The 24,350-nt window shown below is 41.4% G+C and carries 21 protein-coding genes and 4 pseudogenes; 5 read left to right on the forward strand and 20 right to left on the reverse strand.

Features of this window, described 5'->3' with window-relative positions:
- Positions 1-103: 103 nt before the first annotated feature.
- From EIZ39_RS18115 to EIZ39_RS18155, 9 genes and pseudogenes are all read right to left on the reverse strand, one after another.
- Positions 104-535 (reverse strand): annotated as a pseudogene (locus EIZ39_RS18115) (transposase); the annotation flags it as partial.
- Positions 536-556: 21 nt separating this feature from the next.
- Positions 557-1,881 (reverse strand): annotated as a pseudogene (locus EIZ39_RS18120) (transposase).
- 225 nt (positions 1,882-2,106) lie between these two features.
- Entirely contained in the window at positions 2,107-3,675 is a 1,569-nt protein-coding gene (locus EIZ39_RS18125) for a BCCT family transporter (protein WP_129201495.1), read from the reverse strand.
- 19 nt (positions 3,676-3,694) lie between these two features.
- Positions 3,695-4,138, reverse strand: a complete 444-nt coding sequence (locus EIZ39_RS18130; protein WP_129201496.1) for a RidA family protein — start codon at positions 4,136-4,138, stop codon at positions 3,695-3,697.
- Between the two features lie 26 nt (positions 4,139-4,164).
- Positions 4,165-4,908, reverse strand: coding sequence for an IclR family transcriptional regulator (locus EIZ39_RS18135; RefSeq protein WP_129201497.1), 744 nt, complete (start codon positions 4,906-4,908; stop codon positions 4,165-4,167).
- A 14-nt stretch (positions 4,909-4,922) separates the two neighbouring features.
- Positions 4,923-6,392, reverse strand: a complete 1,470-nt coding sequence (locus tag EIZ39_RS18140; RefSeq protein WP_129201498.1) for an aldehyde dehydrogenase family protein — start codon at positions 6,390-6,392, stop codon at positions 4,923-4,925.
- Positions 6,393-6,416: 24 nt separating this feature from the next.
- Entirely contained in the window at positions 6,417-7,130 is a 714-nt protein-coding gene (locus EIZ39_RS18145; protein WP_164985164.1) for a DUF3726 domain-containing protein, read from the reverse strand.
- On the reverse strand, positions 7,121-8,137 hold the full coding sequence (locus EIZ39_RS18150; RefSeq protein WP_129201500.1) for a membrane dipeptidase: 1,017 nt from the start codon (positions 8,135-8,137) through the stop codon (positions 7,121-7,123). Before EIZ39_RS18150 ends, EIZ39_RS18145 begins: the two co-directional genes overlap by 10 nt.
- A complete protein-coding gene (locus EIZ39_RS18155; RefSeq protein ID WP_129201501.1) occupies positions 8,134-9,822 on the reverse strand; it encodes a hypothetical protein in 1,689 nt (562 codons plus the stop codon). The genes EIZ39_RS18150 and EIZ39_RS18155 overlap by 4 nt, the downstream gene beginning before the upstream one ends.
- 380 nt (positions 9,823-10,202) lie before the next feature.
- Here EIZ39_RS18155 and EIZ39_RS27105 point away from each other — a divergent pair, with 380 nt between their 5' ends.
- Positions 10,203-10,418 carry a hypothetical protein gene (locus EIZ39_RS27105; RefSeq protein ID WP_205668583.1) on the forward strand — a complete coding sequence of 72 codons (216 nt, stop codon included), beginning with the start codon at positions 10,203-10,205 and terminating at the stop codon, positions 10,416-10,418.
- A 746-nt stretch (positions 10,419-11,164) separates the two neighbouring features.
- Here the strand turns inward: EIZ39_RS27105 and EIZ39_RS27780 are convergent.
- The 4 genes from EIZ39_RS27780 to EIZ39_RS18180 form a co-directional block, all read right to left on the reverse strand.
- Positions 11,165-11,347 (reverse strand): aspartyl-phosphate phosphatase Spo0E family protein, encoded by a 183-nt coding sequence (locus EIZ39_RS27780; RefSeq protein WP_129201502.1) that lies wholly within the window; start codon positions 11,345-11,347, stop codon positions 11,165-11,167.
- Positions 11,348-11,646: 299 nt separating this feature from the next.
- Positions 11,647-12,270: an AmiS/UreI family transporter gene (locus EIZ39_RS18170; RefSeq protein ID WP_129201503.1), complete on the reverse strand. Its 624-nt coding sequence runs from the start codon at positions 12,268-12,270 to the stop codon at positions 11,647-11,649.
- 16 nt (positions 12,271-12,286) lie between these two features.
- A complete protein-coding gene (locus tag EIZ39_RS18175) occupies positions 12,287-13,381 on the reverse strand; it encodes an AAA family ATPase (protein WP_129201504.1) in 1,095 nt (364 codons plus the stop codon).
- A gap of 58 nt (positions 13,382-13,439) precedes the next feature.
- Positions 13,440-14,489 carry an aliphatic amidase gene (locus tag EIZ39_RS18180; RefSeq protein WP_129201505.1) on the reverse strand — a complete coding sequence of 350 codons (1,050 nt, stop codon included), beginning with the start codon at positions 14,487-14,489 and terminating at the stop codon, positions 13,440-13,442.
- Positions 14,490-14,775: 286 nt separating this feature from the next.
- Between EIZ39_RS18180 and EIZ39_RS18185 the strand changes: the two genes are divergently transcribed.
- On the forward strand, positions 14,776-17,121 hold the full coding sequence (locus tag EIZ39_RS18185) for a transporter substrate-binding protein (RefSeq protein ID WP_240675865.1): 2,346 nt from the start codon (positions 14,776-14,778) through the stop codon (positions 17,119-17,121).
- Between the two features lie 661 nt (positions 17,122-17,782).
- On the opposite strand, the gene EIZ39_RS18190 is transcribed toward EIZ39_RS18185, so the two are convergent.
- From EIZ39_RS18190 to EIZ39_RS18210, 5 genes and pseudogenes are all read right to left on the reverse strand, one after another.
- Positions 17,783-17,980: a hypothetical protein gene (locus EIZ39_RS18190; protein ID WP_129201506.1), complete on the reverse strand. Its 198-nt coding sequence runs from the start codon at positions 17,978-17,980 to the stop codon at positions 17,783-17,785.
- Between the two features lie 71 nt (positions 17,981-18,051).
- Positions 18,052-18,411 (reverse strand): annotated as a pseudogene (locus tag EIZ39_RS18195) (hypothetical protein); the annotation flags it as partial.
- Between the two features lie 93 nt (positions 18,412-18,504).
- A pseudogene (locus EIZ39_RS27880) lies at positions 18,505-18,642 on the reverse strand (DUF4372 domain-containing protein); the annotation flags it as partial.
- A 620-nt stretch (positions 18,643-19,262) separates the two neighbouring features.
- Entirely contained in the window at positions 19,263-20,051 is a 789-nt protein-coding gene (locus EIZ39_RS18200; protein WP_129201508.1) for a hypothetical protein, read from the reverse strand.
- A gap of 250 nt (positions 20,052-20,301) precedes the next feature.
- Positions 20,302-20,553: a S1 RNA-binding domain-containing protein gene (locus EIZ39_RS18210; protein ID WP_129201510.1), complete on the reverse strand. Its 252-nt coding sequence runs from the start codon at positions 20,551-20,553 to the stop codon at positions 20,302-20,304.
- A 218-nt stretch (positions 20,554-20,771) separates the two neighbouring features.
- On the opposite strand from EIZ39_RS18210, the gene EIZ39_RS18215 reads away from it, so the two are divergent.
- The 3 genes from EIZ39_RS18215 (at position 20,772) to EIZ39_RS27365 (ending at position 22,396) form a co-directional block, all read left to right on the forward strand.
- Entirely contained in the window at positions 20,772-21,497 is a 726-nt protein-coding gene (locus EIZ39_RS18215; protein ID WP_164985167.1) for a hypothetical protein, read from the forward strand.
- Between the two features lie 14 nt (positions 21,498-21,511).
- Entirely contained in the window at positions 21,512-21,802 is a 291-nt protein-coding gene (locus tag EIZ39_RS27360) for a ComEC/Rec2 family competence protein (protein ID WP_240675867.1), read from the forward strand.
- Between the two features lie 66 nt (positions 21,803-21,868).
- A complete protein-coding gene (locus EIZ39_RS27365) occupies positions 21,869-22,396 on the forward strand; it encodes a ComEC/Rec2 family competence protein (RefSeq protein ID WP_240675868.1) in 528 nt (175 codons plus the stop codon).
- Between the two features lie 63 nt (positions 22,397-22,459).
- Here EIZ39_RS27365 and EIZ39_RS18225 read toward each other — a convergent pair whose 3' ends face one another.
- Entirely contained in the window at positions 22,460-23,287 is an 828-nt protein-coding gene (locus EIZ39_RS18225; protein ID WP_129201512.1) for a hypothetical protein, read from the reverse strand.
- A gap of 519 nt (positions 23,288-23,806) precedes the next feature.
- Entirely contained in the window at positions 23,807-24,274 is a 468-nt protein-coding gene (locus EIZ39_RS18230; protein ID WP_129201513.1) for an ATP-binding protein, read from the reverse strand.
- Positions 24,275-24,350: the final 76 nt, after the last annotated feature.

Consider the following 24,350-nt stretch of genomic DNA (forward strand, 5'->3'; position numbering starts at 1 on the left):
TGTAGAGAAACTAGCCGTTTCTCTACACGTTTTTTAATTTTTTGGGGGCAATAGAGAAGAATTTAAAGTTTAGGGGAGATTTAAAAAGTGGGTGAATCCCACTCTAACCTAGCTTAGCCAGCTTAGCTAGGTGGTTCGCAATCTTCTTGTTGTTCTGGCAGGCTGCGGTCATCAGTGCCTGCTCCTGAACATTTCGAAGTCCCCGTAACCGGCAGTAGCGAAGTCCATGGAGCTCTTTGGCATCCGCGAAACTTCGCTCAATCGTTTGACTTCTTTTTTTGTAGAGCATCTTCCCGGAAATGGTTAGGCGATTCACTCTAATCTTATCCTTGAAACTCTCCCAAATATGTTGGGTAATCACTCGTTGCTTATTCTTAGACCTTGTGCATTGTTCAAGAAAAGCACACGTGGAACACACCTTCGCATCCGATTTGTAGTGACGATACCCCTGTTGATTCGGACAAATATAATGATCTTCTTGCTCGATATAGATAAACTTCTTTTTAGGAAAGAGCCCTTTTACGGGTGCTAGTCGGTAAAAACGCAATTTTTTAAATTAAGCCACTACCTTTTTAGCGTTTTCCATCTCCTTTCGAATCCGGTCTGCAGCTAACTTGGATGCGTTATATACAAGAGTAACCAGGTCAAAATGGACTTTGGCTCTTTTTCCAGTACGGTAGCGAACATGGTTCAATTGAAAAAACTCTTTCAAATAAGCGATTACTCGCTCCACAACTGTTCGTTGGTCATATAGTGCTTCCCATGTCTGACTACCACGAGCTGGTGCAGCGTAACGACGAAAATCGCTCTCAATTCGTACTTTATACACCTTTTGGTACAATGAATCTTGTGCCAGTGGACAGTTTTTATACTCTTTGGGACGTACGAATTTTATCGTTTTGAACTGTCATAGCGATAGGAATACTCTCGAACGCACGTTGGAGCGAAATTTTTGTCAAATCCGATGACTTCTCCTTCATTTCTCTTGTTGTAGGCAATGATGGAGTGAGCTTTCATTCGATGAATTTGTTGGTATATGGGAACATAGTCATACCCGGCATCCATCATGTCATAGCAAATCGAGAGAGGAAGTTGGTCGACTCTTTTTAGTAAAGGGATGGCCGCTTTTCCGTCATTTAAGCTTCCCGATGACATGAGCGATTCCAAAATGTATTGACTCTTGGTTCCTACAGCAAGATGTGCTTTAAAGCCATACCAAAAAACGTTCTTTCCTTCGCTGTTTTTCTTATTTCCCCAAGCAGGTGCCAGTGGAATTTGATCACGAAGGTCTTCGAACGGAACATCCAATTGAGCAGCAATGGACTTTTCAAACAACGTTTGCTTTGCTTCCTCTTCTTGTTTTTGCTTGTTGTAGGCTTCTTTTTCGGCTTTTGATTTGCGACCCCGTATTTGGGTTCAGGCTTCGGTTTTTTCTCTTCCGCTTTAGCTCGGTCACGTGCTTCAAAGTGTGTCGCATCGATCGCAAGGGCTTCGTCATCGACGAATCCTTCTCGAATGGCTTGAAGAAGAAGCTCGTTTTTGATGGTCTCAAGACCTTTACCGTTCTCCGATTTTTGCACTAAACGAGAAAAAGAGGCCTCGGAGGGAAGTTGATCCGAGAATAGAAATCCGCAGTCCAAGCGAAAGATAAAGTCGTTTTTCAATCGCTATAGGAATACGTTCGACGATCCGGGCGACCAAAACAAAGATCATCGCAGCATAATTGAGCTCAGTGGGTGCTCCAACAATCATTTTTTTGGAGATCTCCTTGAGCAAGGGTTCAATGTATAACGTCGAAAAAATGGCTTCAAAACGATGGGTAGGTTCTAAATCATATAAATCTTGTATCCCAAAAAGGTTTCCTTGTCGTATAATAAACACAGGGAGTCACCATCCTATCTCTAAGTTTTGGGCGCACTTAACTTATTCGAGATTTGGGGAGGCACTTCTTTTTCTATGCTTGAAAACCCTTAAGCTACTTAGGCTCAGATTTATGAAATTGATTCAGTTAAAAAAATTTTTTTTAAAAAGATTGACCCCAACTAGGGTCAATCTTATTTGACTTCTATTCACCTAACTCTCTCAGAGAATCTGACTCTATTATTTTTACACACTAATCTTCCCATCCTCCATGATATACTTCTGCGTAGTGGTCTCAACAATTCCCTGCTCCCTTGCCAGTTCTCCTGCCACTCTCGGGGCTAGCCAGAACATAGGCAGCAAGATGAGAGACACCGGAACCGCGGTAACTACAATAAACGATTGCAGAGCACTGACTCCGCCATCACCGATGGAGAGCAAGATGATCGCGATGGCTCCCATCAGCAGGGACCAAAACACTTTCAATCCAGTAGATGGTCTGTCGTTTCCGGTGATCGCCATTCCCATCGTGTAAGCCATGGAATCGCCTGTTGTGGCAACGAACAGAATGGTTAGCAGCAAAAAGGCGGGTGCAAGGATAAAGGATAATGGAAGCTGCTGGGTGATGGAGATCATGGCAGCTGGCAGTCCAAATTCGTTAAGTGCATTGGAGATGGAGCCCGGATTAGCCATTTCCAAAGAGATTCCGGTACCTCCGACAACGGTAAACCAGAAGCAAGTAACAATAGGAGATATGATAGAAACCGCAGTTACAATTTCCCGAATTGTTCTTCCGCGAGAAATCGAACTAATAAAGATCGCCATCATCGGTCCGTAACCTAGGAACCACCCCCAGAAAAATACGGTCCACCAGCCCAGCCAATCAGCATCAGCCCGGAACGTGCTCATGGGGATAAACTCTTGCAAATACATCCCGAAAGAAGAAATGAAGGCGTTTACGATAAACTCACCGGGACCCATGAGCAGGATAGCCGCCATCAACACCAAGGTCAGTCCAACATTGATGCGACTCAAGAGCTGAATTCCTTTAGCGAGACCTGATACGGCAGAGATCGTGATTACCGCTACAACGCAGACAATAATGGCCACTTGTGTTCCGAATCCATTGGGTATTCCGAAAATTTGATTCAAACCAAAACTCGCTTGCAACCCCAAAAATCCAATCGGGCCAATCGTTCCTGCAGCAACTGCGATGATGGAGAAAGCATCGATGGCTGTCCCTAAGACACTGTTTTGCATAATCTTCTCTCCGAAAATGGGATAAAGCAATGTTCTAGGCTTTAAGGGCATTCCCTTATGATAGTGCCCATACATGATGACTACAGTGCTTAACGTCCCAAGAATGGCCCAGGCAAGGAAACCCCAGTGCATGAACGCTTGAGCAAGAGCAGGATTCACGGCAGCTGGCGTTCCGGCCTCAATGCCCCCGAAAAGCGGCGGGACGCTTGTAAAATGATACATTGGCTCAGCCGCTGCCCAGAATACGCCCCCTCCAGCAAGCAGGGTGCACATGATAATCGCGATCCATTTATACGTACTCATTTCTGGTTTGTCCAATTTCCCTAACTTGACCCGTCCGTACCTGGAAACGGCCATGGCAACAGCGATGATAAATGTGCCTAACAGTAAGATCTGCCAAAACGCCCCAAAATACTTTACGGAAAAGGCAAAGGATGCATTCACGAAACCGGATACAAAATCCAGACTGACTAAAGCGGCAATGACAAATACCAACAGCAATCCGCCGCTTGTAATCAATACCGGCCAATCAATAAGAGACTTCTCATTTCTCATCGTTCTTCCCCCTTATTTGTTATTCCACTTCAATGACCATTTCAAGCTCTACAGCCGCTCCCCGTGGGATAATTGCTCCAATCGATGTCCGCGCATGGCAGCCGATTTCCTCCCCAAACACTTTAACCAATAGATCCGAGGCGCCGTTCATTACCTTGGCATGCTCTTTAAACTCCATCGTGCAGTTGATGAAAGCCAATACTTTGACAAACTTCTTCACCTTCGATAGGTCGCCAACCGCATCCTTAATTTTTCTCAATGCTTCCAAGCCGGCCTGGTGAGACGCATCGTATCCCTGTTCAACGCTTACGCCTTCCCCGAGTTTTCCTACATAATCATAGGATAGACTTCCTGATAGAAAGAGTAGATTTCCCGTTCTTACCGCGGAAACATAGTTTCCCACACTTCCCCGCTGGGAGGGAAGTTCATAGCCTAGTTCTTGCAAACGCTGTTCTGGATTCATGTTAACCTCCTGTAATAACAAATGGCTTATTCAAATGATGCTGTAATTTCTTTTGCTGCTTTCCTCAATACGGGGACAAATGACGTCATCGCACTCATATTCCAGCGGTACACGGGACCTGAGGCAGATAAAGCTCCAATGATCCGCTTTTGGTGATCAAATACCGGAACAGAGAGGGCACCAACATTGGGTGTAATCTCCTCCTCGTTGGTGGAATAGCCTTTTTGTAGCGTCTGAGCCAATCGCTTCTTGATCTCTTCTTTTTGCGTGTCCGGCAAAGAAGCAAGAATCTGATCCTGCATGTCTTGCGACATATGAGCGAGAATGACTCGCCCGCTGGCTCCCAAGTGCAGCGGAATGCGCCTTCCGATTCCAACGCTTCTGCGGATTTCCTGCTGGCTTTCATATTCCATCACGCAAATTCGGACATTTCCGCTGGGAACATAGAACCCAACGGTCTCCCCCGTCAAATCCCGCAGCTTGACCAATTGTGGTTCCACTAGGGGAGCAAGGGGCATTTCAGTCAAAATCTTATTGGCATAGTCAAGAAATACGGTTCCCAAGGAATAGAGTTTAGATCGGGGGTCCTGGAAAACCAGGCCCTCCGATTTTAAAGTGGTCAGCAAACGATGAACGATCGTCGGCGACAAGTCCAAGCTCTGGCTGATATCGGATAGTGCCTGCGATCCAGGAACCTCCTTCAAGTAATTCAATACTTTAATCGCGCGCAGTACCGTTGATGATGTTTCCGACTTCGTTTTCGTCGTCATGCCGCTTCCTCCTTTTAGCTATATAAAATATATCCGGTTTTGGTCCTAGTATAGATATCGATCGCTTCGCTTCCCAGCTCTTTAAAGATACCATTGCTGGAGCCCTTGTATCCTCCAAATGGAGCTTGGAAAGACGTACCGGTTGTGGGCATGTTCACTTTAACCAACCCTGCCTCAATTTCCTGCAAGCATTTGTTCATATTCTTCAAGCTCTTGGTGCACACCGCTGAGGACAAACCAAATTCGATTTGGTTGGCAATTTCTATCGCTTCATCTACACTCTCGACCTCAATGATGCCGATAACCGGCCCAAATACTTCCTCCAAAGCAATCTTCATGGCAGGCGTTACGCTCCCCAACACAGTAGGATTCACATAATACCCATGCTCGGTTTCATCATGTTGCGGGGTATACCCTCCTGCTAATACAACTGCCCCTTCGTTCACAGCATCTTGAATCGCCTGTAAAGTGGAAGCCAGTTCGCCAGCCGTGGCCTGCGGCCCCATTTCAGTTCCTGGGCTCATTCCATTTCCGACCTTGATCTGCTTGGCTTTTTCAACCAGCTTTTGCGTAAACTCCTCCGCTACGGCAGACTGCACAATCACTCGGCTGGTTGCTGTACAAGCTTGGCCTGCCTGGGCAAATCCTCCACGCACTGCTAAATCCACAGCTAAGTCGATATCCGCATCATCGAGAACGAGAAGCGGGTTTTTTCCGCCCATTTCCAGCTGCACGCGCTTCATGTCCTTACTCGCTTCCTGGTAAATCAAGTTTCCTACTCGATTGGATCCTGTGAACGTGATCACTTGAACAGCAGGATGCTGAATCAAACCTGACACCAATCTTCCAGGCCCGACAATTCCGTTCACAACCCCAGCCGGAAGGCCAGCCTGCTGCAGGATCTCCATCAACTTCATGCCCACTAATGGCGTATCGGAGGAAGGCTTGAAAACAACTGTATTCCCGGCCACTATAGCAGGAGCAATTTTCCACGCTGGAATCGATAGAGGGAAGTTCCAAGGCGTCACTGCGAGAACCACGCCCATCGGCTCTTTGATCAGCTGGATTTGTACATCTGGATGATCGGATGATACGAGTCCTCCGTTTAATCTGGTTCCTTCACCCGCATAGAATCGGATAATATTGACGGCATAAGCGACTTCCTTTTGCGCTTCTGCCAGCGTTTTCCCCATTTCACGGACAATCAGCCGGGCTAACTCGTCCTGCTGTGCCTCCATGATATCGGCAGCTTTGAACAAGTAGGCTCCCCTTTGCGGGGCAGGGACCTTTTTCCACGTCCGAAAAGCCCGGCTGGCCGCTTCCACTGCTGCCAGCGCATCTTTTTCCGTACAAGGCTGCACCAGGGCAATCACATCCCGTCTATCTGCCGGATTGATATCTTCCTGCTGTTCCGTTCCGTTGCCTGCTACAAATTGCCCATCGATGAAATTCTTGATTACTTCTAGATTTTTGGTCGCTTCCATGGTTAATCTCCTCTCCCTGTTTAGCTATTCGCTTGCCCCTTCTCCCGCTCCTCTTAGGCGAGACTGCTCCGTTGCTTCCACCAAGACTTGACTGGCTGCAGAAACCAGCACAGTCCAAGACTCTTCGTTCACTTCTTTTCCGTACTTCATCGCGTGATCCCAATTCTCTTGGAGTCTTTCTGACGATTGTTGATCTTGGATACTTATAGGAAGGTAGCCTGGCTCGGCACAAAGAATCAGAAAGCTAGATATATAGGATGATCCTGTTCCTTTGCTGGCGATCACAGGCTGTAGCATAGTCGGAGTCATCATGGCCATATGATCGCCATCCCGATCACTCCAAAGGATCGTGCAAGCCAATCCCCGTTTCGCTATCTGCAATGCATTTTGGGCAAGCCAATCGGATGGACGAGTGTTTATTACCTCTGCGATCCCAATCTTTCTTTCCTTTGCTTGAGCATAAGCCAGATCTGCTGCCGCCCTTCCCGTCAATAAAGAAGGAAGGCCAGCGCCGTCAATCAGGGAAAGTCGATCGGACTCGGAACTAATGTGAATCGCAGAAACATCGGCCCGCTCCAACTGAGGCAATACTTCTGCAAGCTGCGCCACCCCATTTAATCCCACAAACTCCGCCCACGCTGCCGTTTCCGCCGCTTCTTCAATGGAGCCTAAGGGCAGCCCGCAGGATTCCAGCGCCTTTTTGCAAAGGACGTATAGTTCTGGATAGCTTACACGCATACCTTCAACTCCTTTTCCGATTTGAAGCTTTCCGTAAAGAAGTTCAGCCAATTCCCGCCCATTACGGCATAAACATCTTGCTTGCTGAAGCCATGGGCCAGCAATCCGTCTGCAATATTCGGGAAATCGGCCGGTCCTTGGAACCAAGCAGGCCATGCCGGCCAAGACGGATTGTCCTTCGATCCTGCACCGTAATCCATTTCAAAAGTCCAGCGCCCCATGCGCATCCATTTCAGGAATTCATCATCAAGGTTCAGCGTTAAGTCTGTTCCCAATGCAACCTGCTCCACACCCATAAAATCAACAGATCGAGCAACCAGTTCACAAAACTCCGTCATCGTCGTAGCTGCACCGTTAATGAGGAAGGGATATACACACAGTCCAAGCATCCCCCTATTGTCTTTCAAGGCATGAAGTACTTCCCTCGATTTATTGCGTCTAGATGGATAAATCCAATCGGGATTCGCATGCGTGATAGAGACTGGGCGACGCGATGCTTCAATGGCATCCAGTGTTGTTTGGTCACCGCAATGCGATAAGTCGATGAGCATGCCGACTCGGTTCATTTCTGCAACTACGTTCTTTCCGAAGCGGGAAAGACCCGTATCCGTTTTTTCGTAACAACTGCTGCCAATCAGATTCTGATTGTTATAGGTCAACTGCATAATTTTTAAGCCTAAGTTATTGAAAACCTCTATCAAGGCAATATCATCGTCAATAGGAGAAGCATTTTGTGTGCCTAGAACAACGCCTACCTTGCCCTCCGCTTTGGCCTTTAGGATATCTTCGCCTGTCCTGACCGGGATGATCAGATCTGCGTTTTCTTCAAAAAAACGATACCAGCGCCCGATCTTCCCCAGCGTTTCTCTCGCATTTTCCCAGAGCCCAACGCAAGCATGGATACAAGTGACTTCTCCCTTATGAAGCTCCAGCAAAAGATTTCGATCCCAATTACACAGTTCCAAACCATCAATGATAATCATGTCTTTTTTTGCCAAGCTGTTCATTGTATAACCTCCAGTCGAGGAATGGCTGGAAAAATCCAATCGTCCTCAAATTCTTCTCCGATGTCTTCTACTAACGGCGCTCCTTGAAACAAAGTCACTCTTACCCAGCGATTGGACTGCGGATCGAACCGCTCTGCCCCAAACATGGCCAATTTAAATCGCAATAAGTGAATCGGCAATAACCCTTTAGCGAGCAGGTTCCCATGAATTTCGGCATAAGGCTCATCCTTAAGCGACTGAATACGGCGAATGATCGCCTTATGCTGCGGATGACGGAGCACGAACTTCGCGACCACCTCCGAGTCGGTTGCCTCTCCCAATGTCTCGTTGAGATGTTGTACCTGCAGGGCGATGCCCATGGGCATTTCATGATCTTCTCCCGGATCAACCCCTCTTTCTCCCATGCGGGGCTCTTCCTTTTCCGCTGAGCGGTACCAAAAGTACTTTCGCTCATCTTTGTCCGAGAAGTCATAGCGGAGAGCCCAAGCATACTTTTCACGGACAATGGCTCTCAATTCCTTGATTCTCATCTGAGGGATGAGATCATAGTCTTCTTTCACGGTGGTTTGATCCTCAAGATCTAAAATCAGCTGAGGATATAACTCCATGATTAAGGCATTCAATAATTCCTGGGTTTCTACCCCAAATGATTCTTTAGCGATTTCAGATAGTTCACTCCAAGGAAGCTCGCCTTTTTCGATGAACTTTTCCGCAAGCTGTTTAACTTGCTTAAGCTCGTCTGCCAGCACTTCCGGTTTGGTGAAAGCTTGAAGATGAACCAAAGGCGACTCCAAAAAGTAGGAAATACAACGTTCGATGTGTCCTAATAGCTTATTGCCCTCTGCTTGGGATGCCTTCACGCCCATGACGCGGGCCATGGCTGTTTCTCTCATGTGAATCCAAGCATGAATCAACTTCGGATGAGAGATTAAGTAGGGCACCATGCCAAGTCCGGTGGCATTTCCGATTCCCAGGAATCGCTTCAAATCGGGATGAAGCTGAGCGGCTTGCGGATTCTGCGCCTTGGCGATATGATCCAGCATTTCAAAGCTGAATTGGCGTATCATCCAAACGGCAAACATTTGCGCTCGGAACGCTCCATAGAAGGGATGATCCGGCTTCAATTTTTCATATGGGGCGATTCCGAATTTTCCATTCCCGTAAACCGCTGTGGTACGAAGCAGATAGCCAGCCTCAGCCAAAAATCGGGAGTCCGGCTGTTGGCCTTGTACTAATGATTGGATGATAGATTCAAATACTCGCGTACTGCGATTCGCCCTCGACCAGACAAGGTCCATCGCATCTCCGCGGCCAGCTTCCTGATAAGGAAGTCCTTGGCGGAGCCGCTCTTTCTTCTCTTCTGTCAACGGGCCTTCACATAAAGCAAACGTTACGTCCCATCTTTCCGCAATCACTCGGTCGCTTCTCTCCTGATCAGACAATTGATGGGAGAAGACAACAAAGTAATAAGTTTCGTTTCCCGTCTCAATCGAATAGCAAGCTTCACCATATCCCTGTTCATCCAATTCAAATTGAATACGCTTAATTTCCCATTTTTGATTCATGACTTTTCGAAGCATGCTTCGGCTAAAGCTGAGGCTTGTCATTCTGGATGCCCCTAATCGTTCTGGAGTCATAACCTCATCAGCTGATCTCAATAGCTCCTCATGAAAAGTGGTCATCATGATCACCCTTTCAAATTTCGATTATCGGAATTCATTTTCGTTTTTTGTATATTTGCGTATATTTTAATTGCATCGATTGTTTTCGTCAACTACTTTTTTCAGAAAAATACAACAAGATTTCTCCTTATAAGGAAGACAAATTACGACTATGCACAAAAAGATTTGTAACCTACTCTCTCTAAAAGGCTAAAACACGATTTTGAAATTGTTATTCTGCATTCCTGCCGTTTCTGCAGGATGTTTCACCAATAAAAAAACTCCTTCCATGCAGGACAGCCAAAGAAGAAGCTAAAGTTTAAACTTAATAAATAGCTTTCAATAAAGCACTATCAAAAATTTACAGCTTGACTAGACACTTAATGTAGATTAAGTGCCTAGTGATGACCAATGATAAGAATCTATCGAATTGGGAGCACAATTGGCTATCGCCTATTTATGCACAATTGAAGGGTTTCATGCTGGCAAAGTCGATTATCCATGTCGATGAAACTCCTGGACAGATTATTAACCGATCCATAGTAAATCAGATCAATCTAACGCCTATAATTGGGTGTATCAAAGTGTGCCCTTCTAAGGTTCGACCATTGTCCTATTAAAAAACTGGCTCCATTCTGTTAGTGAAGACGGTGCAACAGCCAACGCGATCTGTTTAACCATCGCAGAAACAGTCAAAGCAAATGGAGTAGATTTCTATCGTTACCTTGTAAAAATACTAGGGAAGGATCTACCCAATCTGGATATCCATCGAAACTCAGAAATTTTAAATCAATACATGCCTTGGTCAAAAAATATCCAAGAAACGTGTGGAAAGTAAAATAGCCGTATATCCGTTGAAAAAATTAATGATATACGGCTATTTGCCATGCTTACCAAAAGGTATGCTTAATTATATAGTTCGGGGTTACGACTCATTTATTAATACGACGAATCTAATATTTAGCATAAAGAACAAAAGATGGTTCTTCTTTACATAAGAGAATCGTCTTTTTGGACTCCAAATATATATATGTGTATATAAAAATACAAATAGCAAAAATTTTACTTTAGAACTGAAGAACTACATATTAACCCTGAACAAGGAGTAGCTTTCCCTTACCCCTTAAACCGCTGTGCAATCCTTGAAAGTTTACTAGACTGCTCGGAACGGCTTTCCGCTTCATCCGCAAGCAACGTAACTTACATCGGAATGTTCTTCCATCGAAGCAGCGGCGATAGTGACCGATTCTGTGAATTGCTCGGCGATATATATGATGCCACTAATAATACCATGAAGTTCGTCACTGTCTTGCAACAAAACAGTAGCATTGAGCAGGACTTGATAATTAGCATGTAATTGAATGACTTAATACCTAGAAATAGTTACTAGTGTTTTCTGATAAGCCACAATTATTTTATCTAACTCCTGACTCGCTGTTAGTACATCATGACTAGATATTCCCTTTTTAACAACAAGTTTATTTAGATGCTCCTTTTCCTTTTCAATCTTTCTCAAAAGATATACCAGTTTATATAGTATCATTGTCATTCTCCTAAGAGGGATTCTTTATACTTAGGAAAGCTTGTCTCCTTTTACTCAAGCTATTTATTTCAAATATCATAACAACATTTAAAGGCCTAAATTATCATCCATTTCTTCACTACGGTATTCTTAACTCAATCAATAATTTTCATCAAGAAAGATATATGGGCGATATATTCTTATACCTTTACAAAGCCAAGACCGGTCTAGATAAACTTTAATAAAGCTCTTAAGTCTTGGCGTTGTGCAATCTCCCCACAGTCCAACCTTTTTTCTCTAGGCAATACGTACTTTCAATCATTTTTTTATATTACTGTACCGTGACTACTCCCTTTATTTTGGTTTCTTTTTCTCGTAATGTTAAATATTGTTGCAAAAACGAATATACAGATTAGTGAAATTATATAGACTTGTATAGTTCCTATTGTTTCCCACTTATTAATGAGGGTCAAGAAAGCTGGAATGGTAGCAGTTACCCAAGCTTGGATTAGGGTAACCCATCCAGTAAATATAGAAATCTCTTTTTTCAAAGCAAGGAGAAGGAAAAATAAGGTCCAAAGGAAGGCCCACATGAACCAAATAACCCCAAACTTAAGATCATTAAATTCAACAATACTCATGATTCCATAGCCTACGGCTAATATGGCAACCCATAAAGAATACCATCCAACACCAGAACCATCATATCCTTTCAAATTTGTAATTCCTACATATAAGTAAGTGAGACCAAACAAGAAGATACCGGAGGCATTAAATATCGCCCACAAGTCACCATTCGCTGTAAATATTAAGTAAAAAGGGGTAATGACTTGTAAGGTACCTATGAAGAGATTAAAAACACCTGCACTTTTCCCATCTACTTTTCCAAGTAACATTAGGCTATTTACAAAGAGAACTGCTCCAACATACATAAGTCCAACCGTTCCCATCCCTTTTCATCCTTCCCTATAATATCTCTTCCTTCCATGCTAATGCATCACCGGAGTTGCTTACTATATATTGTATGGCTTGATCTTGTTGTAATCGATTACTTAAATGGGCAGCCAAAGGAACCTCTACGTACTTTCGGATCGTCCTTCTTAAATTCCTGGCTCCATATTTCCTATCAAAGCCTTTTTTTAACAAAAATTCCTTGGCACTTTCATCTAGTTTAATCATACATTGATATTTTGTAATTCTTCGATTGAGCGATGCCATAAAGGTATCCAGTATGGGATTGAGCCCCTCCTTCTCCAACCAGTTAAAGACGAAGATATCATCGAACCGATTAATAAACTCTGGGGTAAACCGTTTTTCAAGCTTAGATTGAACGATTCCCTGTAACAGATTCTCTTTCCCCCAGTATTTCGGATGTAGCGGGTACATCAAACGCTTCCATTTCCCTTTTAAAGTATCATGGGCAAACTCCATGATTTCCTCCGCTCCTAGGTTGCTTGTCATAAAGATCATAGAGTTCCTAAAATTAATCTTCTTCTCCCCTGTGGGTATAACCATGACCCCGTTATCCATCACATTTAACAGGGATTGTAAGACTTGGTCATTCGCTTTCTCCATTTCATCAAACAGAACAATTCCCGGCTTGCTGTAGGTCCCCTCAATGAGAGAAGGATCAAATAAAGAGGATCCCTCCTTACTACCAACATACCCTGGTGGAGCACCAGTTAATGCGGCAGCATAATGCTCTTGAGATAAGGTGTTCATGTCGATTCGGCAGAAGGCTTCTGGCTGACCATGGATAGCTTCGGCTAAGGCTCGAATCATTTCCGTTTTTCCTACACCTGTAGGACCGAGAAACAAACCCACATAGAGCGGTCTAAACGGATCTGAGATATCGGACCAGATGATTTTCAGAGTCTCTTCCAAACGATCGATGATCTCATCCTGTCCATAAATCCTAGCTCGCAGTTTCTCGACCACGTCTTCGGCTTTAAACCGAAAGCGAGTAACTAAATGTTTTCCTTCTATATCCACTTGAGATTCTGAATGGAGTACAATGGATTTTTGTTCCATACCCTTTAATTTATCTGTGATAAATGGCATAGCCACTCCTCCCTAAATAGAATAGGCCAGGCTCTATGCCTGGCCCGCATTTAATCAATTACTTTATACCGGCCACTTTTTCTAATCCTTCATGAGGGATGCCTTCCATTGGACATTCAGCTGTACCTACAGTAGTACGCGTAAACTTTTCTACATCTGTTCTTGCCTTCTCAGCATCTAGTACCCAGGTACGGTAGAATTCAAATGGACACTCCGCTAAGCCCCGATCACCCTCCCCAGAGTTAATTAAGCCCGTATATCCACGGTGGAGAAGCTTGAATAAGTGGTTCTGAGATTGAGAATTTTTGCGGAAATCACGGATCTGAGAAACGGAGAGTTCCGCATACTGAATACCATTCTGTTCTGTTCCGCATTCACCTAACGTACGTCCATCAAATCCAATGATGGACGAATGACCGAAGTAGGAATACACCCCGTCAAAGCCAGTTGCATTTGCAACAGCCACATAGGTATTATTGGTCCACGCCATTGTCTTGGACATCATAATTTGTTGCTCTTTTGAAGGATACATATAACCTTGACAACGCACAATGAGTTCTGCTCCTTTCATTGCACAGTCACGCCAGATTTCCGGATAGTTACCGTCGTCACATATAATTAAACTTATCTTCAAGCCCTTTGGCCCTTCAGCTACATACGTAGTATCACCAGGATACCAACCCTCAATCGGACACCACGGGATAATTTTTCTATACTTTTGTACTATTTCACCTTTATTATTTATGAGTACCAATGTGTTGTAAGGAGCCTTATTTGGATGATCCTCATGTTGCTCTCCTGTCAACGAGAAGACGCCCCACGTATTAGCCTTACGGCAAGCTTCTCCAAAGATTGCTGTTTCCTCTCCTGGAATAATAGAAGCGGTGTCATACATCTCTTGCTCGTCGTACATGATTCCGTGAGTACTGTACTCCGGAAAAATAACAAGATCCATACCAGGTAAGCCCTGCTTCATCCCTACGATCATTTCTGCAATTTTATGGCAGTTCTCAATGACCCCCTCCCGTGTATGGAGGCGCGGCATTTTATAATTCACCACCGCAACTCCTACCGTATCGTGACTGCTAGAAATGTCTCCGTGTCTCATCCTCATACCCCTTTCGCATCGGTTATTTAGTTGGATCGCCCTGGACCCTTATGGATCTCTTGGTTGATCTGCTATCTTACATTGCAAAAGGCGTGCCAATTATAAAAACGCTTTATATTCCATAAATGAATAAAAGAGTAATAAATGGTTATGTATCGAAATAATACAAATTATGTTTAAAAAATTCTAAAAATATTGTATTATATTGTATAATATCAAAGAAACATGTAAACTGTACCATTTGTATACACTGTCTTATATTTAAACAGGAAGGAAGAAGACGTTGATGATATCTTTTCGTATTGGTCTACTTTTTTCTCTCACAGGTACTACTTCCACAACAGAGCAAGGACAATTTCGAACCGCTCAATATGCCCTGGAAGAATATAATTGTAAAAAGGGACCTCATAACCTGAATATTACCTTTGAATTACGTAACATTCAGTCGGATCCGCAAATTTGTTATCAGCAAGCTTTGGCATTAGCGAAGGAAGGGATCAAAATATTTATTGGTTGCTATACTTCAGCATGTCGGAAAGCAATTCTTCCCGTATTAGAGCAATATGAGTGTTTACTTGTATATCCTACTCTATATGAAGGTCAAGAAATCCACCCCAACGTCATTTACATAGGAGAGGTCCCTAACCAGCAAATTGTTTCAATTTTACAATATATCTTGCCTTCCATTGGAAAGAAGATATATTTGATTGGTAACGACTATATCTATCCTCGATACACCAATCAGCAAATTAGACAGCTCCTACTAGAACTAAATGGAACGGTCGTGGATGAGAAATATGTTCCCCTTGGGCACAAGCTTTTCACTACATTCCTACAAGAAATAGAAAGACTAAAACCTGATGCCATTATTTCCACCCTGGTAGGAGAAAGCATTTTACATTTTTATCAGCAATACTATGAATTAAACCTCAATCCCAAGCAGATTCCGATTTTTAGTCCAATTACGACTGAACTTGAAATTAAAAAGATGGGCCCAAAGTATGCTGCAGGTCATTATAGTGGTGTGAGCTATTTTCAATCCATAGAGAATTTAGATAACCATGTCTTCGTTAAAGGAATGAAAGATAAATTCGGGGAGGATACAGTCGTTTCCTCGGTAATGTGCAGTACCTATATTGGAGTGAATATGATCTTCGAAGCTCTTTCTGTGTCAGGAACCGCAGAGGTAGAGAAAATATTAAAGTTTCTATATGGACGAACCTTCCCTTCCCCCTGCGGACCTGTGCAGATGAATCGAAATCACCATCTTTCTCGAAAAGTTTGGATTGGACAAGCAAACTTACAAGGGCAATTTGATATCTTGTGGAGTTCTGACCAGCCTATTGTTGCCAAGCCCTTGCTCAATGAAACAATCTATCAGAATAAGGTAGAGTTTGAAGAAGATCAGTGGAGAGCTATCATGGACTTATGGGGGAAAATCTCTCCTGAAGCAATTTTAGTGATAGACGAGGACAATAAAGTAATATACGTCAGTCGGGAAGCTTTTTCTCATGTCCGGGCGAAAGTAGGGGAACTTATCTCTGATCATGAGCTAAATGAACTATCTTATTATCATGAGAGTGAAGTACATCCTCTTGGGACCTCTCGGTTCATCCGACTCTTGCAAAAAAGAAAAGATAGCGCAGATACGCCACTTCTCCAAGAGTTTCAGTTCGATAGAATTCGGACTCGTAATCCTCTCTTTAAAAAGGAGCTTTCAATAGCTAAAATTGCCTCAGAGAGTGACGCCAACGTCCTCATTCTGGGGGACACCGGTACAGGGAAAGAAGTAATGGCTAGGGCTATCCACCAGCAGAGCTCAAGAAAGGAAGGGCCTTTTATAGCAGTAAACGCTGGTGCCATCCCTCGTGAACTTATTGCCAGTGAGCTATTTGGTTATATTGAAGGTGCTTTTACCGGCTCAAGAAAAGGCGGTGGAATCGGTAAATTTGAGGCTGCACATAGGGGAACTCTGTTTCTAGATGAGATCGGGGAGATGCCTCTTGAGTTGCAAGTAACCCTGCTTCGTGTATTGGAGGACCGTAAAGTCGTTCGAATCGGAGATCATAAGGAAAGACATATAGATGTTAGAATTATCGCCGCGACCAATCGTCACTTGGTGGAAGAGATTGCCTTCAAAGGATCTTTTCGATCAGATTTATTCTACCGTCTTAACGTCTTCATGATTAATATTCCTGCTTTGCAACAGCGATCCGAAGACATTGAGATCTTAGCCCTGCAATTTCTAAGAGAGTTTCATAAATATTATAAGAAAGGACCATTATCTCTATCCCCCGAGGTGCTTAAAGTCTTAAAGACACATTCCTGGCCTGGTAACATCCGTGAATTGCGAAATATTATGGAGCGCTCCTTCCTGCTGGCTAAAGAAGAGAAAGCTGTTGAACTCTCTCACCTGCCCGATGTGCTTCGGAAGCATATAAGCACCCCCATACGTTCAATTGTTAATTTGAAGGATATAGAAAAAGAGACTATCCAAAAAGCCCTTCAAGAAGCTAGTAGTATAAGTGAAGCGGCTCGGAAGCTCGGTATCACAAGAGCCACCTTATATCGTAAGATGAATCACTGGAATATAAAAATCTGTTCTAAGGTTGATAGAAATTTAAGCTTTTGACGCAGCTCTTTTCAGTTATTTGTTTTTAAAAGTTAGTTAGCTATACTTTAAGTGTTATTAGGCAAAAGAATAAGACAAAAGAATAAAGATATAAGATGATTAGACAAGTTTTATGTAAATGGGCACCAATATTGGTCTAATGGAGGGAGCCGACACAACTCAGAGTTAGGCTTAATTAATTACACTCTCTTAGATTATAAAGTAAACACCCGATTTTCCTTAATGGTAAAATTTCTATTTTATTATCCTCTAACAATTCCTAGCGTACCGTAATTCAATAACACCGAACTCAAAAGAGATGACATCTAATTACATTTTATTTTTCATCTTCTTTTGAGATCTTTCTGCTAGAAAATGATACGTTAATATGACTTCATTCAATAGAATCCATATAAAAAATAACTTTCAATTCAGTAGTGTTGCATAAAAATAGTCTGGATTAATTACGAAATATTCATATTAAGGATTTGGTATCCTTGGGCCAAAGAACCGATAACCTAGTAAAGGTGATCACTGTCCATTTTATTTTATCCCATGAAATGTAGTTCCTGTGAACAACTTTACATTTCAACTTGGGTGTGGTCTTAACCTTGCTGTCCATGTATCTGAAGGTTTCCATAATAATACTTTTAACCAGCGTGTAATTTGCAGCAGAGATTGTTTAGATTGTGTCTCCATCTGGATCATTACCATTAAACAGTAAGTAAATCAAGGAGAGATACACTTGATTTAATACGGCTTTTTCGTCCGTTCCGTAAAGGGGCTTGATTTTTAAATGCTGTTTCACCCATTTAAAAAACAGCTTCGGGTAAAGGACTGGCGCGGTGTCGTTTGCAATCCGTTTCCAGCCCCTCCCCATAAGAATTGCTCGTGAGGTTTTCCCTCAAGCAGCTCACCCAGTAAACTTCGTCAAGAGGGTTATGAGACCTATCAACTGGCGACCACTTTCATCGGTATCCATCTACGTTTTTGAGAGGCTGTACTTTCCAATCCCAGTACAGTCCCAAAACACTCTCCAAGTTCTTCGGCTTCTAGATCAAACCGATTCGTAAGAAATCGAATGATTTTTCCTTCGGAATCCGTGGTTTCAATCAATCTTAAGACATTATCCATTCTGATTTCATGGGGTTCCCATGAGCCCCATGAAATCAGAATGGGTGAATTGTCAGGTACTTTAAACGACTCTAAGACCCTGAAAATCGCGTTTTTCTTTAACCTTGTCGCGAAGAAAATACCATGGTCACAGTACCGATCAAACTTTTCATAATCGACGTAGCCTCGATCAAACACGTACATGACAACTTTTTCATCAATGAGAATTTCCATTTGTGTGATCATTTTTTCCAGCGATTTCCACGACAAAATATTCCGGAAAACACGTAAGCCTTCTCTCTGCTGAAGTTGGGCATGTAAAAATACCAGAAGGTAGGCTTTAGTCGATAGCTTCTTCACATACTTATCTTGCTGGGTTTCTTCCACTCTTTGTAGAAATTTTACAGAACTGATAGGAGAGCAATCCATTTACCAAATGATGAAAGTAGTGTATTCTTGTCCATAGGCTTCTCCTTTATGTTGGATTTGGGGACAGGAATCAGCTGTACATCCACTATAAAGGATTTTTTTCTGCACTCATCAATATTAAAAATAATTAGAAAATATTAATGCAACACTACTGCTTTCAAATACTATAATTTACATATAATATAAATTATACAACTAGTTAAAGTAAGAAAGGATCGTTGATTTAAACTAGGCGGCTCTCTACCCTGTTCTTTCTTGGCCGTTTCAGTTATATGTCCCCACAAGTTAAATAGATTTATCAAAAGTTATTACTGCACTATTCTCACGTTAGCTTAATAACTTTCATCTCATAAACAAATATTATTGAGACTATTCTGTTAAACACTTTGTATTGGATAATCAGCTTGCTAAATAATGTTTCAAAAGTAATCACAAATAAAGTCTCAATCTATTCTAGATTAAGACCTTTGAGACAATGTTTTTTAATGTTTATCGTACTTACCGTGTTTTGCTGGCACTACTCCTTAAGCTGATTTTAAGATCTACGACCTCCTTTCAAACTGGTAACCATCCTAAAAAACTAAAAAGTGGCTAGACTATGTCTAACCACTTTCACTTATTCACGATGTTTTATAGTTTTCAAATGAAGAAGCCACTCTCGATGGTCTATCGTCCCTTTCTTTTGATTTAAAGACAGGAACTAATTCAGATACCCAGTCACCATTTTCGGATCTATAAAAACTTTTACTTAAATCGGTTTTCAGTAGATGATAATCCGTAGTTACTCGAAAAAAGGGATTTTCAATCGCTAATAACTCATTTGCTTGATTCAGATCTTCTACAACAAGAAGTGTCCTCATTTTTTCCTTGTGATATAAAAAATGCTTAACGATAGGCTGCATCGATCCCCTTATAATCCCTAGTCTATAATCTATCTTATTAAGAGTTAGGGCACCATCAAATGGACTTGGAAACGGAAGAATCTCTACGTGCTCATCTACTTCAGAAAAACGGACAAACACTTGGTTTAATAGAATATTTCGAAGAAGGTTTTCTATATTTTTGGTTGGTTCATTTTGAACACCTAATTTTTTGGCAAGATTCGGATGCAAAGTATAAATAGGATTTTTGGCTCCTGTTAGGGGATGGATTAACCCATGTTCTACAATCACACCCAGATCTCTTAATCTATCGACAGCCACTTTTCCCCGTCGTAAATTACGACTGAGTTGCTTTGCTAATTGATTTTTCGTAGCATACTGCCAAACTTCAAAGCGCTTTAGTACTCTTTGTTCGTTTTCACTTAGTGAGATTTTCTTTTCTTTTGTCTCTATCTTTCCCCATCTAATTTGGTATTTCATGAGCATGGAAAATGGGGAAAGGGATAGGGCTGGAATATTTTCGTTCACTTAAACACCACCTAAAACCTCCTAAAAAGGAGTTTTCGTTTAGATTTTTTTCAAAATAACTCCACGTATTTGTTTGTCTTTGTTGGAGATTTCGTGAATGTCGATTAATACTTGATCTCCTTTATGGACCATGCCAACCTTCGGAGAAGGCAACTTCATTAACCCGTCTACCCCTGGTTCTAAATTAACAAAGACGCCGTATTCCTGTACTCCACTCACCGTGCAATGTATTGATTTTTTTTGTTATACCTTAGAGCACAATCGGGCCATGGGTTAGGTAGCAGCGCTTTATAACCCTTACATGTTTTTCTTTTCGGTTTAGTTCTACGACACGGACAACTAGCTCTTGACCTACTTTATATTTGTCAGATAACTCATCAATCCATTCGTATGATAAATCTTCTAGAGGTACGTTCACCGTTATTCCACCAATCTCTACAACTAAAGATCTACGATTAAATCCAATCACTTTTGCAATCACCTTCTGAGCTTCTTTTAACATATCCCAAGTAAGACCTTGCAGATGTTCTACGGCATCTTTTCTAGAAGCTACAAAGGTTTCCCCTTCTTAGTATTTACGTACGTAACAATATGGTTGTATAATATATCCGGGATAGACAACTTCATCCTATTATGGTGCCTATTTACCAAAACTGGAAGCACTAGTTGTTACAACTAAAAATTTAATATGAAAGGAAGTTGGAAAAATGGATTGGTTGAATGATTACTTTGATTCTTATGAAAGAAATGCACGTTCCTGCATTGATCATCCTTTCACCTAGATTTCTAACAGTCTACTGCTTATTTCCAGCTCTAAGAGATTTAATTTCCGTAGCTGTTGGCACAATCTTTTTCTTAGCTATCTCTTATTTATTAGGGAAGTTGTCTAGAAACATCGGGTGGAGAAAACAAGCAAGATTGCTAGTCAAATGGGATGGAATGCCTAGTACAAGGTTCCTTCGCCATAGGGACACGAATATTGATGTATACACCAAACGAAGATACCACAAATATCTCCAGAATTGTGTTCCCGATCTGGTAATTCCTACTCCTGAAGAAGAGTTGGTAGACCCTGCGAAGGCTGACTTAATTTATGAATCAGCAGTTAAGTGGCTTTTAAAAAAGGCAAGAGACTCTGAAACATATAATTTGCTATTTCATGAAAATATCAGTTATGGGTTTGCACGGAATCTTTGGGCTATGAAATGGTGGGGACTTTTTGTTAACTTACTAGTTTTATTGGGTACAGTCGCATTAATTAATAAACGATACCATTTTGATTTATACGCAATACCACCTGAGGTATGGTTAGCTGTTACAGTTACTGTCTTTGTTATGATTGTTCTTTTATTTTTCACACAATCATCTGTCCATAACAAAGCAAAAGCTTATGCGCGGACTTTACTTGAGGTATGTGACGAAGAATATGATGAAAAATTAGCATAGAAAGGTGTGTTATTATGAGTATCATTAAATCGTTTTCTGTCGGCAATGGAGATATGTTTTATATCTACCATAACTCTGATAATTTCACGATTATAGATTGTTGTCTTTCTGACGAGAACAAAGAGAAGATTGTTGATGAAATTTTAGCAGAGTTAAATAACAAGATAATCAAAAGGTTTATATCGCCTCATCCTGATGAGGATCACCTATGCGGTTTGGAGTATCTTGACGATAGGATCGGGATTATTAATTTTTACTGTGTTGAAAATGAAGCTACAAAAGAAGATGAAAGCCTAGATTTTTAAAAATACTGTGAACTTAGGGATTCCAATAAAGCCTTTCATATTAAACAAGGATCTCGTAGGAAATGGATGAATGAAAGATGCGAAGAACGAGGAAGCTCAGGTATTAATATTTTATGGCCTGATACAGACAATGCAGATTTTAAGGATGCGTTAGCTAAAGCGAAAAAAGGAGAAAGCCCAAACAATATATCAGCTATTATAAAATACAGCTTAAAAGATGGTATAGATGCTTTGTGGATGGGCGATTTAGAAACTAATTTCATGGAAAAAATCAAAGATAAAGTTGACTGGCCAAAAGTAGATATTTTGTTTGCTCCACACCACGGTAGGGAAAGTGGAAAGGTACCAAAGGAAATTCTTGATAAACTAGACCCTAAAATTGTAATTATAGGGGAAGCACCATCTGAGCATTTAAATTATTATGAGGGTTATAACAAGATTACTCAAAACTCAGCAGGGGATATCATCTTTGAATGCCTAACTAATAAGGTTAACATTTTTGTGTCAAGCGACAAATATGCAGTTGATTTTTTAGACAACGAAAACGTTGATAACATGGGAGAACATAAATATATTGGTACATTAAATATATAATTTTATAACTTGATGGATCATTTTCAAGAATAGTCCGCTGGTCAACAAATGGCGGGTCTAATTTTACACTTTACTTGATTTGCTCAAATAGTCTTGCCAGTAGTTCTCTTCATCCCCCACAATTTCATGCAACCAGAAATACATCATTATCACTTCAAGTAATTGCTTTTTACCCTTAACAAAAGGTTTACCCGATATTCTCGTGTAGAGCGAATTTAAATTAAATAAATTACTTTTTTGTTTAAAGTCATATTCATATTTCCTCCAGCTTTCATTACTCTTAATTCTGTGCTTCACCGGCCATTGTTCTTCATTATTAAAAAACTGACTAACCCAATCTGAAGCAAATACGAACAAATTAACCATATACTTTTTCCACGTTTCTTCTGCCCATTGATTTATTTCTTCTGAAATAAATATGCTATTAATATGACCTTTCGGCTGACTTTGGATATGATGATGATCCTTAATAAACAGAAATAGTAATTCGGTTTGGTCCTTCAAAAACGGATTATTCTTAATTAACTGTGCGTAACAGTCATATGACAAGCTTCTGAATTCGCTGTCGGAATGGTACAAAAAGAAAAGCTCCTCCTTCTTAAGAATGTTGATGATGGAACGATTTAATTGCTTTTCATATTGATCATAAATACCAATTACCCATTCTTGTATTTCTGCCTCATATTGAGAGAGAGTTTTCCTGTATTTTTCAAGTCTCTCATTATTTAAAAATGTCTGCTCGTTCATCTTTGCCATATCTAAATATTGATTGAAATACTCAAATACATAATTAACACACGTTTTCATATTCTCCATTCGAGCTTCCAAATTAAACTCATTCAAATTGTCCTCTTTTTTTCTTTGGGCGATATATTCCTCTATAGTTTTCATAAACTATCTCCTACATTAATTATTTTAGTCAGTTATTTATAGATTCATCGACTCCTACCCGAAAACCATTCCTGTCATTTCGCCATATAATAACTAAGATAATCTATTATTCCTTTAATTAATAGAGTTACAGTTTTAACCAGTGTGTTGTCCACCACGATGCCACTCAACCTTCGACTTATAGAACTTAACTACTAGTATACCCCTATCCTTCATTTATTTTTAAAATTAATAATAAAAATAATAGTCATATAAAATAGAAATCAGATAATCACAAAGTTATAAGTGTTAGTGCTCCAATATAATGTCCATAGTTTGACGGTGTATGCTGTCCAGCTGATGACGCCTAAGCTGACCAATAGAATAGCTAGGAAAGCTAGGAAGCAGATAGTTCCCTGCATCCTAGCTATTTTGTCAAGGCCGGAATAAAAGTTTAGGATATAGCCAAGTTAATTTTTTAGAATGTGGTCAGATAGGGTGTGGGTGTGACATATAGGGGAAGGGGGGAACCCCCTTCCCCTATGTTGTCGGCGCGGCGGAGGTGGGGACCACCCCGGCGCGGATCTTTTCCTTAAGACGGTACGAATCACCGCGAATATTAAATACACTACTATGATGTAGCAGCCGATCTAAAATGGCCGTAGCTAACACGGTGTCTCCCAGCATGTCGCCCCATTCACTGTAGGACTTATTCGAAGTAAGAAGAATAGACCCTTTTTCATAACGCTTGGAGACAACTTGAAACAGCATATGGGCACTCACGGGATCAAACTTTGCGTATCCTACCTCATCTAGAATGAGGACAGTTGGCCGGGTGTAACGGCGGAGAAACTTTTCTATCTTTTTCTCCTCAACGGCTTCATTGGCTTGTTCAATGAAGTCCTCACAAGATACATAAAAAGCAGTATGCCCTTGATCAATAACTTCTAAGGCAACTCCAATGGCTAAATGGGTTTTTCCATTATAGAAAGATTGCCATAAAGGCAATTATCGAAAGAAATCAGTTATGGAAAGAAATTAGTGTATATCCTAATATTCAACGAATGTACACTTTAATTTGTTT

It is taken from the genome of Ammoniphilus sp. CFH 90114, from assembly GCF_004123195.1.
Lineage (GTDB): Bacteria > Bacillota > Bacilli > Aneurinibacillales > RAOX-1 > YIM-78166.